11 protein-coding genes are annotated in these 13156 nt (G+C 63.5%); 6 read left to right on the forward strand and 5 right to left on the reverse strand.

What is annotated here, in order from left to right; all coding sequences use genetic code 11:
• Positions 1-8 precede the first annotated feature (8 nt).
• The 3 genes from NTD80_RS25395 to NTD80_RS25405 all read right to left on the reverse strand — a co-directional run bounded on the left by NTD80_RS25395 (position 9) and on the right by NTD80_RS25405 (position 1894).
• Complete coding sequence (locus tag NTD80_RS25395) at positions 9-422, reverse strand: DoxX family protein (protein WP_065900948.1); 414 nt, start codon at positions 420-422, stop codon at positions 9-11.
• On the reverse strand, positions 419-691 hold the full coding sequence (locus tag NTD80_RS25400; RefSeq protein WP_106803409.1) for a DUF2282 domain-containing protein: 273 nt from the start codon (positions 689-691) through the stop codon (positions 419-421). Before NTD80_RS25400 ends, NTD80_RS25395 begins: the two co-directional genes overlap by 4 nt.
• 327 nt (positions 692-1018) lie before the next feature.
• Positions 1019-1894: a Dyp-type peroxidase gene (locus tag NTD80_RS25405; RefSeq protein ID WP_262135387.1), complete on the reverse strand. Its 876-nt coding sequence runs from the start codon at positions 1892-1894 to the stop codon at positions 1019-1021.
• Positions 1895-2160: 266 nt separating this feature from the next.
• Here NTD80_RS25405 and NTD80_RS25410 point away from each other — a divergent pair, with 266 nt between their 5' ends.
• Together NTD80_RS25410 and NTD80_RS25415 are read left to right on the forward strand one after the other, a co-directional pair.
• Positions 2161-3777, forward strand: coding sequence for an NADP-dependent glyceraldehyde-3-phosphate dehydrogenase (locus NTD80_RS25410; RefSeq protein ID WP_213554288.1), 1617 nt, complete (start codon positions 2161-2163; stop codon positions 3775-3777).
• Positions 3778-3916: 139 nt separating this feature from the next.
• Positions 3917-4978 carry an FUSC family protein gene (locus NTD80_RS25415; protein ID WP_262135388.1) on the forward strand — a complete coding sequence of 354 codons (1062 nt, stop codon included), beginning with the start codon at positions 3917-3919 and terminating at the stop codon, positions 4976-4978.
• A 267-nt stretch (positions 4979-5245) separates the two neighbouring features.
• Here NTD80_RS25415 and NTD80_RS25420 read toward each other — a convergent pair whose 3' ends face one another.
• Positions 5246-6004 (reverse strand): TetR/AcrR family transcriptional regulator, encoded by a 759-nt coding sequence (locus NTD80_RS25420; RefSeq protein WP_065900958.1) that lies wholly within the window; start codon positions 6002-6004, stop codon positions 5246-5248.
• A 356-nt stretch (positions 6005-6360) separates the two neighbouring features.
• Between NTD80_RS25420 and NTD80_RS25425 the strand changes: the two genes are divergently transcribed.
• From NTD80_RS25425 to NTD80_RS25440, 4 genes are read left to right on the forward strand one after another with little or no spacing between them, the layout of a single operon-like run.
• Entirely contained in the window at positions 6361-7068 is a 708-nt protein-coding gene (locus NTD80_RS25425; RefSeq protein ID WP_065900960.1) for an ABC transporter ATP-binding protein, read from the forward strand.
• Positions 7065-8282 (forward strand): ABC transporter permease, encoded by a 1218-nt coding sequence (locus tag NTD80_RS25430; RefSeq protein WP_262135389.1) that lies wholly within the window; start codon positions 7065-7067, stop codon positions 8280-8282. Before NTD80_RS25425 ends, NTD80_RS25430 begins: the two co-directional genes overlap by 4 nt.
• Positions 8275-9753 (forward strand): TolC family protein, encoded by a 1479-nt coding sequence (locus NTD80_RS25435; protein WP_262135390.1) that lies wholly within the window; start codon positions 8275-8277, stop codon positions 9751-9753. Before NTD80_RS25430 ends, NTD80_RS25435 begins: the two co-directional genes overlap by 8 nt.
• Positions 9743-10984 (forward strand): efflux RND transporter periplasmic adaptor subunit, encoded by a 1242-nt coding sequence (locus NTD80_RS25440; protein ID WP_262135391.1) that lies wholly within the window; start codon positions 9743-9745, stop codon positions 10982-10984. Before NTD80_RS25435 ends, NTD80_RS25440 begins: the two co-directional genes overlap by 11 nt.
• 770 nt (positions 10985-11754) lie before the next feature.
• On the opposite strand, the gene NTD80_RS25445 is transcribed toward NTD80_RS25440, so the two are convergent.
• Positions 11755-13149: an FAD/NAD(P)-binding protein gene (locus NTD80_RS25445; protein ID WP_262135392.1), complete on the reverse strand. Its 1395-nt coding sequence runs from the start codon at positions 13147-13149 to the stop codon at positions 11755-11757.
• Positions 13150-13156: the final 7 nt, after the last annotated feature.

Genomic DNA, 13156 nt, shown 5'->3' on the forward strand with positions numbered 1-13156 from the left:
TGTCTCCATTAAGGGTTGCAACGTTTAGCCCGGATCACGCGGTCCAACGACCAGGCCCCACCGCCATACGCCAGCAGCGGCAGCAACAGGCCCGCCCAGGTCAGGTGCACCGGCCAGGCGTCGGGGTACACGAAGACCTCGATCACCAGGGTCATGCCCAGCAACGCGGCGGCGGCCGGACGGGTCAGCAGGCCCAGTACCAGCAGCAGCGGGAACAGGTGCTCGGCGTAGGTCGCCAGGTGGGCGGCCCACTCCGGCGGGATCAACGGCAAGGCGTATTCCGAGCGAAACAGCGTGTAGGTCGAAGGCTTGAGTTCAAGAAAACCTGTGACCTTGGTGCGTCCCGACAGGAAGAACACCGCCGCGATCCCCAGCCGCGCGACCAGCAACAGCAGTGCCGGTGGCAGCAGGCGCTGGATCACGGCTGCTCCGTCAGGCTGCCGTAGCCTTTGGGCGTCTTGATCTGGGTGCAGGTGCCTTTGTCCACCAGTACCCAGGCGTTGCCCTGGTAGTCGGCGGTGGCGGTGCCGGCGCATGAGGTGCCTTTGCCGGCGGCGCAGTCGTTGGCCCCGGCCAGGGACACGCCGAAGCATTTTTCCTGGGGCTTGGGTTCATCGGCGTGGGCCACCGCCGCAAAGGCGCTGAGGGACAGCGCAAGGGTGGCCGCGAGGGCTGCGTAGGAACGCTTCATCGGTGTATCTCCTGGCTTGACTGAGTGTGACCAGGGCGCGAGTGGCGGTACGTGACCGCCGGCGCCGGCTGGTGGACAGAGTTAAAGCCAGGCGTGTATCCGCTCTGTGTCGCGAACACGCCAGAACGTCATGCCGGTGTATCAGCAAGGTCCAGGGATACAGTGGGATACACGGCAGCAGCCATTGCCGTGGTGCGGGGCTGAGGCCGGCGTTTGCGCAGAGGGGGAACTTGCTGGACGGACGGCCTGCAGAGGCAGGGCCCGGCACACTCAAGGTGTGAACGGGCCTGGCGAGTGCGCAGGGTCAAACCCGCCGGCAGCGCCTTTTCAGAGCGGCGCGGTTACCGCCATCGCACTCAGGTCCAGGTGCCCGTCCTTGACCGGCGGGCACCAGTAATAGCCGCCGGTCAACGGCGTGCTGATGCGGTACAACCCGTCGACAATGCCATCCTCCAACCCGCTCATGCGGCGCAGTTGCGCTTCAAACGCATCGAAGGAATGGCCGAACGCGAGGAACATCAGCCCCGCCTGGCCGTTCTCGGCCCATGGCATCGAGCGGCGCACCACGAATGCTTCAGGGGTGAAGCTCTCCTGGGCAGTGCGCTTGGTGTGGGCGGATTCGGGGGCGTCCTCCAACTCTTCGTTGTCGCCATGGCGACGGCCGATGATGTGGTCGCGCTCCTGGGCGGGCAACGCGGCAAACCCGTCAAGATCGTGCTGCCATTGCTGGATCGCGGCAAAGCTGGCGCCGCTGTCGGTCAGGGCGGCGTCAACGGCGGCGTCGTCGTGTGGGTTTTCGGTGCCGTCCTCGTAGTCGGTGAGGTCAAAACCGGTCTTGAAGCGGAACCCCTCCGTCGATTGCTCCAGGCGAAACGCCGGCGCCAGGGCCTTCTCCAGCGCACGGCTGCGCAGCAGCAACTCACCGCGATCCACGCCGTGCAACCACACCCACAACGCCTGCTGGGTCGACGGGTTGTGCGCCCCCGGACCACTGACCGCCGGGAATGCACGCAAGCCGTCAATGTGCGCACCCAGCGCGTTTACCAGCGGTTCACCCAACCCGACCACTGCCGCCGAATCGGCCAGTTGCACCAGCGCGTCAAGCGCAGCGGGCACGGCTGCCAGGGTATCCACGGCAAAAAACAGGTGGCGCGCCTGCAAAGGCACCGGTGCGGCAAGAATGCCCGGCTGGTACTGACTCATGTGAACTCCTTCTGAAAAGCCGCGCAGTTTACCCCAACGCGCGGGGCCAGCGCGGGCTTGTGCTCGAGGTTTTCCAGGCAGCGCGGATCGAGGCCCAACTGCGCCTTCAACTGTGCCCACCCCTTGGGCGTGACCTGCACGGCACGGGATGCTTTCGCCCGGCGCAGCCAGCCGGCGGGCTGTTGTAACGCGTCTGGCCCTTGCCATACAGACCTTGGATGGGTGACTCTCTAGTCATGTTTTGCAACTATTCCAGGGGTAGTGACATGACCACCAGCAACCTGCTCGCCCAGCTGTTTCCCGCCTCCGCCGCGGACATTCCCGAACAGTTTCGCCTGGCGGCGCCCATTGAACAGCGTGATTACCTGGTAGATGGCCAGTTGCAGGTATGGAACGGCCCATTGGCCCAGGTGCTCAGCCCGGTACAGCTGGGGGACGAGCGGGTGCATATCGGCAGCACGCCGCTGCTCGACGCCGACACCGCCCTCCTCGCCCTCGACGCCGCCGTGCGCGCCTACGACCGGGGCCAGGGTGAATGGCCGACGATGCGGGTGGCCGACCGTATCCAGCACGTCGAAGCGTTTTTGCGGCGCATGCGCGAACAGCGGGATGCGGTGGTCAAGCTGCTGATGTGGGAGATCGGCAAGAACCTCAAGGACTCGCAGAAAGAGTTCGACCGCACCTGCGACTACATCACCGACACCATCAATGCGCTCAAGGAACTCGACCGGCGCAGCAGCCGCTTCGAGCTGGAACAGGACACGCTCGGGCAGATCCGCCGCGTGCCGCTGGGCGTGGCGCTGTGCATGGGGCCTTACAACTACCCGCTGAACGAGACGTTCACCACGCTGATCCCGGCGCTGATCATGGGCAACACCGTGGTGTTCAAGCCGGCCAAGCTCGGCGTGCTGCTGATCCGGCCGCTGCTGGAAGCGTTCCGCGACAGCTTCCCGGCCGGGGTGATCAACGTGATCTACGGCAGCGGCCGTGAAACCGTGAGTGCGCTGATGGCCAGCGGCAAGATCGATATCTTTGCGTTCATCGGCACCAACAAGGCCGCCAGCGACTTGAAGAAGCTGCACCCCAAGCCGCACCGCTTGCGTGCCGCACTGGGCCTGGATGCGAAAAACCCCGGCATCGTGCTGCCCGAAGTGGATCTCGACAACGCGGTCAGCGAAGCGGTCACCGGCTCGCTGTCGTTCAACGGCCAACGCTGCACCGCGCTGAAGATCCTGTTTGTGCACGAGGACGTGGTCGAGCGTTTTATCGAGAAATTCAACGCCAAGCTGGCCACCCTGAAACCGGGCATGCCGTGGGAAGACGGCGTCGCCCTGACCCCGCTGCCGGAAGCCGGCAAGGTCGACTACCTCAATGCGCTGGTGGCGGATGCGACCCAGCACGGGGCCCAGGTGGTGAATACCAATGGCGGCACCTCGCGTGGCACGTTCTTCTACCCGGCCGTGCTGTACCCGGTGAACCCGCAGATGCGCGTGTACCACGAGGAACAGTTCGGCCCGGTGGTGCCGATCGTGCCTTACCGCGACCTGGACAGCGTGATCGAGTACGTCCTCGACTCGGACTTCGGCCAGCAACTGAGCCTCTTCGGCACCAATGCCGTGGAAGTCGGGCGCCTGGTCGACGCGTTCGCCAACCAGGTCGGCCGTATCAATATCAACGCCCAATGCCAGCGCGGTCCGGACACCTTTCCGTTCAACGGGCGCAAGAACTCGGCCGAGGGCACGCTGTCGGTACATGACGCGCTGCGCGTGTTCTCGATCCGCACCCTGGTGGCCACCAAATTCCAGGAAAGCAATAAGGCGCTGGTCAGCGATATCCTGCGCAACCGTGACTCAAGCTTCCTGACCACCGACTACATTTTCTGACAGCAGACTTCTGTAGGCGCTTGGCCTGCGATGCAAACACCTCGGTGCTGCAGACACACCGGGTGGATGCTATCGCAGGCAAGCCAGCGCCCACATTGGCTCGAGTTAACCCTGACTTTTTGAGGCCCCTTCAATACCGATGAACCTGCCCCTGTTTGCCCGGCGCCTGCTGCGCCCCCTGCTCGACCCCTACCGCCGCTATCGGCATGCCAAGCTGATCCACGCCGTGCGCGTGTCCATCGGCCTGCTGGCAACGATCCTGCTCACCACCGGCATCAACCTGCCCCACGGTGAGTGGGCCTCGGTGACCATGTTGATCGTGATCGGCGGCCTGCAGCACCACGGCAATATCGGCAAGAAAGCCGTGGAGCGCGCCTACGGCACCCTGATCGGCGCCAGCGTCGGCTTGCTGCTGGTGGTGCAACAGGCCTACTTCGGCCTGCCGTTGCTCACCTACCTGTTGATGTCAGTGGTGTGCGGGTTCTTTTCCTACCACGCCATCGGCAAGGGCGGGTACATCGCGCTGCTGTCGGCGATCACTGTGTTTATCGTCGCGGGGCATGGCGACAACCCGATCTCGGACGGTTTGTGGCGCACAGTCGATATCCTGATCGGTATCGTGCTGGCCCTGGCCTTCTCGTTCGCCCTGCCGCTGTATGCCGTGTACTCATGGCGCTACAACCTGGCCAGCGCCCTGCGCGACTGCGCCGCGATCTACAGCCGCATCATCAATGGCCAGTCGGTGACTGACGATGAACACCTGAAACTGCTCAACCGCCTCAACGCAGCGATGCTGCAACTGCGCTCTCTGATGCCGTCGGTGTCCAAGGAAGTGCGCATCTCCATGACCGAGCTGGACGCGATCCAGCGCCACCTGCGCATGTGCATCAGCACCCTGGAGATCCTCGGCAACACCCGGCCCGACCCGCGCGATGAACAGGCGATGGCGCGCATGCAGATCATGTTGAAAGCCGAGCACCGGCAGATCCGGGTGCAACTGGTGGGAATGGCGCGGGCGTTGAAGTCGGGGGTAACGGAACGGCTGGAACGGCCGAGCCACATCACCGGCAACGAACCTGCGCTGGATGCGCCGGTGTACAGTGCGCTGGATGGGTATCGGTTGTTGACGGTGCAGTTGGCGGCGAACGTGGATGCGATGCGTCAACGCCTGGCCAAGAGCGCCGGGCGCTGGAAAATCTAAAGGATCGGTTTGGACGTGTATGACCACGTCAACACTTTCACACTTTCTCTTACATATTTTTCACGTTTTATTCACATCCCAAGACGTAGGGTAAAGCCTCATCCGTTACAAACGTTGCATATCAAGCCCGCCGCCCCAGCGGGCTTTTTTTTGCGCGTTTTTTATCAGGATCGACTCCCCGGCGAAAAACCCAGGCGCCGCGTTCAGTTTGAAATTGAACGTTATCGCTTTGAGTTTTTCGCCGGCAAACCGGCATCTACAGGACTATCAGCGCGTAGCCTTGGCGGCCGGGGCAGCCGCTTGCTCGCGAATGGCACGCTGGGTATCCAGCACCTTGGCCAAGGCGTTTTCGGCTTCCGGGCTTTGCTGGGGCACGCGAATCGCCGCGGACACCAGGGTGATCAGCTTGGCCATGACTTCGGCGTCGGTGGCCGGGCGTCCCAGGCTCATGGAGTTCATCAGCAGGCGCAATTCGGTGCCGGCCATGACCCCGGAAATGGCCTTGAGCGCAAATTGCAGGCGCACGCCCAGCTCATTGCGCGGCAGGTCCGGCAGCGCCAGGGCAAAGGCTTCGAAAAAGCGCTGGAACACCGGCTGGTAATGGACCTTGAGGTATTCCTGGATAAATGGCGACGTGTCGCTGTAGACCCGCCCCAGGAACCGGATGAACGACCGCCCTTCCCCGCTGGCACTCGCCGGGTCACTGCGCTCCAGGCCCATGGCCGGCGCAAATAGCACACCGAGCAACGTGTCGCAGTCCAGCGGCCCGTCGGATTCGGCTTCGCAGCGCGCCAGCAGTTCCAGGCGCTGCTCGTTGAGCGGCTCGAGGCGCTGCATCAGCAGGGTTTTCATCAGGGAATCCTTGTCCCCGAAGTGATAATTCACCGCGGCCAGGTTGACCTGGGCACGCTCGGTGATCTGCCGCAGCAGCACGGCGTCGTAGCCGTATTTGATGAAGAGAGCCTCTGTCGCATCCAGCAGTCGAGTCTTGGTTACATTTGGAGCGCTGAGTTTCTTCGCGACCATACAAGTTCCACGTGGGAAATATTGTTTTAAAAAATAATTTGATTTTTTATACCGGGGCCGCTGATCGAAAGCAAGTAGTGACACTGCGCCATATGATTGAAAGCCTTTGCCGGCGGGCTCGTTGAGGGTAGTTGAAGGGTTTTTGCCAGGTGTGCTGGCCTGCCGGGGAAATCATTTCAAAGGGTAAAACCGCTCTATATCCATGGCTGGCGAAGCGCGTAGAACACGGTTAGTATTCAAACAATATTTTAAAAACAAGAAATAAAACCAGTCCGTGACGCGTTCCAGGCAGCTCCCGAACTTGTTACAAGGATTTACCGGGGGCAGTGCGGCGCGTCGAGACTGAAGGCGTAGTCATGATGACAGATACCCCCGCGCACCCAGGCTTGATTTCCCTGCAAGGCATCGGCAAAAGCTATCAGCTGGCCGGTCAACACCTGTCCATTCTCAATGATGTGTGCCTGACCATCGCCAGCGGCGACAGCTGCGGCATTCTCGGCGCTTCCGGGTCCGGCAAAAGTACCCTGCTGAACATCCTTGGCCTGCTCGACCTGCCCAATTGCGGCAAATACCACTTTGCCGGCCACGATATTTTCAGCGCCAGCCCCGATCAGTTGGCGGCGATCCGCAACCAGCAGATCGGTTTCGTGTTCCAGAGCTTCAACCTGCTGCCCCGTTTGAGTGCCCTCGACAATGTCGCCCTGCCCCTGAGCTACCGCGGTGTGTCGCGTCACGAATCGGTGGAGCAGGCCCTGCGCATGCTTGAACAGGTCGGCCTGGCCGAACGCGCCCATCACCGCCCTGCCGACCTCTCCGGCGGCCAGCGCCAACGCGTGGCGATTGCCCGCGCGCTGGTGGGCAACCCTTCGGTGATCCTCGCCGACGAGCCCACCGGCAACCTCGACAGCACCACCGCCCAGGACATCATGGACCTGCTCCTGGAGTTGAACCGCGAGCAGCAGGTGACGCTGATCATCGTCACCCACGACCCTCACATCGCCGAGCGCCTGGAACGCAAGATCCTGGTACGCAATGGCGTAGTGCAAGAGGCCGGGCGCCTATGAGGGGGCAGGCACAGAGCAGCCTGCGGGTCGAACAGAGTCTCGGCCAACTGCTGCATGAAGCCTTGGTGAGCCTGCGCACCCTGGGTAAACGCTCGATCCTGGCCCTGCTCGGCATCGTGATCGGCAGCTCCTCGGTGGTCGCGTTGATCAATATCGGCCACAACGCGGCGGTGGATGCCGCGATGATTTTCAAGGACATGGGCACCGACACGCTGGTCGCCCAGTTTGCCACCAAGGGCAGCAATACTGCGCCGATGCGCGCCCGCCTGGATCTGGAGGCAGTGCGCCAGGCGGCACCAGGGATCGAACATATCGGCGCATTGACGCTGTTCAGCGGCCCCCTGCTGTTCCATGGCCGTACCGTCAACGCCAACTTCGTCGGTAGCACCGACGATATCAAGGACGCGATGCGACTGGTGGTGCGCGAGGGACGGTTTCTGACGAGCTTCGACGCCAATGAGACCTACGCCGTGATCGGTGATCAGCTGTTCCAGGCGTTGAGTACTCCGGGCGATCCACTGAAATTGGGTGATCGCGTGCGCATCAACGACTACCTGTTTTTGGTGGTCGGCATTCTGCAATCCCAGCCCCGCGCAATGCTGATGCCGGTACAGGCCAACGAATCACTGTTTCTCCCCGCCGAGGGCATGCGCCGCATCTACGCCACCCCGCAAATTGGCAATGTGATCATCCGCGCCGCCCCCGAACAGAACATGGACCTTATTGCTAAACAGGCGGCCGCAGCCTTGCAAACGCAAACGCCCAATCATGAAGTCGCAATCACGGTGCCCCAGCAAATGATCGATGGCATGACCCGCCAAAGCCGTACGTTCGCCTACCTGTTGCTGGCACTGGGGGCGATCTCCCTGGTGGGCGGCGGCGTGGGGGTGATGAACGTGATGCTGATGAACGTCTCGGAACGCCGCCGCGAAATCGGCATTCGCATGGCCCTGGGTGCGCGCCAGCGCGATATCCGCAACCTGTTCCTGCTCGAGGCCGTGACACTCACGGCAGTGGGGGCCTTGTGCGGCGCGGTGTTGGGCATGACCTGCGCCTGGCTGTACGCATGGATGTCGGGCTGGACATTTGCCCTGGCCACCGCCGCGCTGCCCTTGGGCGTGGGTAGCACGTTGCTGGTGGGCTTGTTCTTCGGCATCTATCCGGCGGTCTCGGCCTCGCGGCTGCAGCCGGTGGAGGCCTTGCGCGATGAGTAAATGGCTGTGGTTGCTCGCCTTGATCAGCCTGCACGGTATGGCCGCCGACATTGTCATCAAGCCGTCCGCACCCAGCACCACCCGCAGCGGCTACGACCGGGGCGTGTCGTTGAAGGCCCAGGCCACCGACATGACCCTCGGTGACGCCGTGTACCTGGGCCTGCGCAACAACCCAGCGATCCGCAGTGCGTATCTGCAGCGGGTGGCGCAGAAGTTCGATCTGCGCGTGGCCGAGGATGTGTTCAACCCCAAGCTCACCCTCAACAGTTATTACCGCAGCAACCGTGGCTCGGCCGACAGCGCGCGCAATGCCAACGTCGCCCCGGCCACCAGCCTGCTCGGCGAGTACGGCACCCGCCTGAGCATGGCCTGGACCCAGCAACTGAACAACGCCGACCGCGCCGGCCGCTACCGCAGCGACGGCCTCGACCTGGCGATCATCCAGCCATTGATGCGCGGCGCCGGCTGGGACGCCACCACCGCGCCGCTGCGCCTGTCTCGCCTGTCGGAACAGGCCAACCGCCTGAACCTCAAGGCCACCGTGGCCCAGACCATCAGCCAGATCATCGCCACCTACCGCGAATTGCTGCGTGCCCAGGAGCAACTGAGCATCGTGCAGGACGCCCTCAAGCGCTCCGGCACGCTGCTGGAGGTGAACAAGGCGTTGATCAGCGCCGGACGCATGGCCGAGTTCGAAATCGTGCAGACCGAAGCCGATATCGCCACCCAGCAACTCGGTGTCGAGGAAGCCCAGAACCAGCTCGACACCAGCCGCCTGGCCCTGCTGCGCCTGCTGGCGCTGGACCTGTCCACGCCGATTCGCGCCACCGAAGCCCTGGAGGCCAGCCCCCTGCAGATCGACAAGCGCCAGGCCTTCAACCTCGCGCAGAACCAGCAACCGGAATACCTTGCCGCCCTCCTCGGCAGCCAGCAGGCCGACCTCAACCTGGTGATCGCCAAGGACTCCGGGCGCTGGCAGGTGGACCTGGTGGCCGGCGCCAATCAGGTCCGCGACGCCTACGACAACGATGCCGGCCGCTCCAACAACCGCACTTGGGACAGCTACGCTGGAGTGCAGGTGCAGATCCCCATCGGCGACATCAGCACGCGCCAGGCCGAAGTGCGTGCGCGGGTGAATGTGGAGGATCAGGAGATCCGCATCACCGATGCGCGCCAGGAACTGGAACGCAGCGTCAACGACGTGGTGCGAGACCTCGGCACCCGCTGGCGGCAATACCAGATATCCCAGCGCGCGGTGGAATTGTCACGGCGCAAGATCGAGATCGAGCGCGAAAAACTCAGCGCCGGACGCTCCACCAACTTCCAGGTGCTGAGCTTCGAGACTGACCTGCGCAACGCCGAGAACGCGCAACTCAATGCGCTGATCGCTTATTTGAACGCCCAGACCCAGCTTGACTTGACCCTGGGCATGACGCTGGAAAGTTGGGAAATCGCCCTCAATGACTACTAAACACAAAGGCCTGTTGGTTGTATTGATCGTGCTGCTGGCCGGCGCGGGGCTGGCCCTGCGCAACCCGACTGAAGGCCCCGCCACCGCCGGCGAGCAATGGTTGGCGGTGAAGCCCGACTCGCTGGTGCACCAGATCGGCCTGGTGGGCAAGATCGAACCCGACACCACCCTGACCCTTACCGCGCCCTTCGATGGCACTGTGCAGGCCAACCTGGTGGAGCAAGGCCAGCAGGTCGAAGCCGGGCAGGTGCTGCTGCGCATGGACCCGGCCATTCTCGAAGTGCAATTGCGCGAAGCCCTCTCCGCGCAGCTCAAGGCACGGCGCACCGTGCAAGAGATGCAGGACTGGGACAGCGGCCCCACCGTCAGCCGCGCCCGGCGCAGCCTGCGCACCGCCGAAATGAGCGCCGGCAACACCCAGCGCAAGCTGACCGAAAGCGAAAACCTGTTCCAGCGCGGCATCATTCCGCGCAACGAACTGGACGACCTCAGGCAGCAGACCCAGCAGCAACAGCTTGACCTCGCTTCAGCGCGCAGTGAGCTGCAACAGGCACTGGACCAGGGCAAAGGCGAATACCGCCAGATCGCTGACATGGAGCTGACCAACGCGACGGTGAAATACGATGCCCTGCACACACTGCTCGAAGGCAAGGAGCTCAAGGCACCGTTTTCCGGGATCGTAGTGCCGCCGCCCGGCAACAACGCCACTCAGGGCGGCGGCAACAACAACGCGCCGGTGCAGGCCGGCAGCAGGGTCAACCAGGGGCAGGTGCTGTTTGGTCTGGCCAATATCGAACGGCTGAAAATCGTCGCCAAGGTCTCGGAGCTGGACATCAACCAGCTCCATCAGGGCCAGGCAGTGGAAGTGATGGGCGACGGTTTTGATGGAGAGCGGCTGAGCGGCTCGGTGAGCGTGGTCAGCGGCCTGGCGATTTCCAGCGACGGCCAGGGCAGCGCGCAGTTTCCGGTGACCCTGTCGATCCCCAAGCTGACACCGCAGCAGTTGCAGCGAGTGCGGCTGGGGATGAGTGCGCGCTTGACCATCGTCACGTACAACAATGAACAGGCAATGGTGATTCCAAGCCAGGCGCTCCAGGCGGACATGACCGTGGAGTACCGAGCAGCAATGGATAAACCGGTGGAGCGCGTCAAGGTCAGCACCGGGCAATCGACCCCGCAGGGGGTTGAAGTGTTTGGCCTGAAACCTGGGTATGTGAAGATCCCGGGATGAATGAATATTCAAATGTGGGGGGGGCTGGCTTGCGGTTCTCTGCTGATAAAGGGGTGGCTGACCCGCCGCTATCGCAGGCAAGCCAGCTCCCACAGTGGAACTGCGCCAGGCACAGGAGTCAGGCAAGCCATAAATCAGTGTGGGGGCTGCGCCAGGCACAGGATTCAGTCCAGCCCCGCCAAGAACTGTGGGAACTGAGCCAGGCGCAGGATTCAGTCCCGCCGCAAATCAGTGTGGGAGCTGGCTTGCCTGCGAAGGCGATGGATCAGTTGCATCATGGTTGACTGACACTGCGCCTTCGCGAGCAAGCCCGCTCCCACAATGGAACTGCGCCAGGCACAGGATTCAGTCCAACCACAAATCAATGTGGGAGCTGGCTTGCCTGCGAAGGCGGTGGGTCAGCTGCACCATGGTTGACTGACACTGCGCCTTCGCGAGCAAGCCCGCTCCCACAGTGGAACTGAGCCAGGCACAGGAATCAGGCAAGGCACCAACCAGTGTGGGAACTGAGCCAGGCACAGGATTCAGTCCAGCCACAAATCAGTGTGGGAACTGCGCCAGGCACGGGAATCAGTCCCGCCACAAACCAGTGTGGGAGCTGGCTTGCCTGCGAAGGCGGTGGGTCAGCTGCACCATGGTTGACTGACACTGCGCCTTCGCGAGCAAGCCCGCTCCCACAGTGGAACTTTGCCAAACACAAGAATCAGGCCTGCCACAAACCAGTGTGGGAGCTGCGCCAGGCACAGGAATCAGGCAAACCAGCTCCCACATCAGAGCTGTGTGAGCTTGGCAGCCAACGCCTTGGCCTGGATCGCCACGTCGGTCACTGCCGTGCTCTCCCACCACATCCCGCGCAACGGCGGGCCCATGGCGAACAGGCGCTGGCTGACATTGCCCTCGGCATCCAGCACCGCCCCCGACGCATCCGCCGCAATTCCCAGCGCCAAGGGGCCGGGCTGGATCAACCCGCGTTCGAGCAACTGCCGTGGCAACGGCCGGGCCACGCGGCGCCAGTCGTATTCGATGCCGCTGGAGTTGATCAGCGCCGCACCCGACACCTGCCGGATCACCTGCTCGCCACGCGGGCGCAGGCGGATCGTCACGCCCTCGCCGCCAGGCTCCAGCCCTTTGAACGACGCCGCCCGAATGCGCAACCGCCCTTCCTCCCGCAATCGCGCCACCAACTGCGCGCTCAACGGCGGTGAGCGGTGGTGATGGCTCTCCCACCATGGCCGCACATGCCGCACGAATTGGCGCTTCTCACGCTCACTGGCCTGGCTCCACAACCGCCCGATATGCGCACGCACCGTGTCCAGCGGCGCCTGCCAATCGATGCCCTGCGCCAGCGCGAGACAGCATTGACGACGGACCTCGCGCAGCAGTTGCAGAGGGCTGCGCAGGCTGTGGTCGGCAGCGAGAAAATCCTCCCAGCTCGGCGGCTGGCGACGCGCATGGGGCAACAGTCCGTGGCGGGAAAAAATCTCGATCGGCCCGCGATGCCCGGCCTGCTCCAAAGACACCACGGCATCGACCATGGTCAACCCGGAGCCGATGATCAGCACGGGGGCCTGCGGGTCGATCTGGGTCATCGCCTGCACATCCCACGGGTCGACCGCAGCGGCATTCAAGCCGCTGGACTCGGTCTGCGGCGTACGCGCCGCCGGGAACATGCCGGTAGCCAGCACCGCGTGGGCGCCGCGCAGTTGCTGGCCGTTATCGAGGGTCAGCAGAGTTGAATCGGCGCTCACTTGCAGGTCGACCACTTCCCCGCGCACATGCTCGACAGTCGACGCAGACAAAGCCTTGGCCTCGGCCAGGCGTTGCTGTGCGTAGACGCCAAAAAGCCCGCGCGGCGGGAACAGTTCACTGACGGGCACCGATTGCTCGGCCGACTCCGGCCATCCGCCGGCGCCGATGTAATCGGTGAGCCACTGGGTCAGGTCGTCGGCATTGTCGGGGTCGACGCTCATGCGCGCCGCATTGCCGTTCAGGGTGTGGCCCAGCTCGACCGCGCTGTAGGCCTCGCCACGCCCGAGTTCGGCGCGCGGCTCGATCACCAGGATCCGGCGCTCGCCCGGCAGGCGCAGCAGTTGCACGGCGAGCATCGTGCCGCTCAGGCCGCCGCCGATGATCAGGACATCGGCGTTGCGGATGGTTTCAGTCATGCAGGTT

This window comes from Pseudomonas sp. 13B_2.1_Bac1 (genome assembly GCF_025466155.1).
In the GTDB taxonomy this organism is placed as follows: Bacteria; Pseudomonadota; Gammaproteobacteria; order Pseudomonadales; family Pseudomonadaceae; genus Aquipseudomonas; species Aquipseudomonas aylmerensis.